The sequence below is a fragment of the Monashia sp. HAY1-5C genome (assembly GCF_056755255.1).
This window is the reverse complement of sequence record NZ_JBPGXG010000356.1, coordinates 1-272: the sequence shown is the minus strand read 5'-3', so window position 1 is coordinate 272 and position 272 is coordinate 1. Positions and strand designations below refer to the sequence as shown.

Here is a 272-nt window from a genome sequence, read left to right as displayed (position 1 = left end):
ATCATTGAAGGCGGCGAAGGCCACGATGTCGTGCTGGTTGAAATTGGCGGTACTGTCGGTGATATCGAATCCCTGCCGTTCCTGGAAGCGATTCGTCAGATGGCGGTTGAAGTGGGCCGTGAGCACACGCTGTATATGCACCTGACACTGGTGCCTTACATGGCGGCAGCCGGTGAAGTGAAAACCAAACCGACCCAGCACTCTGTAAAAGAACTGCTGTCTATCGGTATCCAGCCGGACGTGCTGATTTGCCGTTCTGACCGCGCAGTGCC

At 55.9% G+C, this 272-nt stretch carries 1 pseudogene; it reads left to right on the top strand.

Annotated elements, in window-relative coordinates:
- Window positions 1-272: pseudogene (locus tag ACR9ZK_RS22010) on the top strand (CTP synthase); the annotation flags it as partial.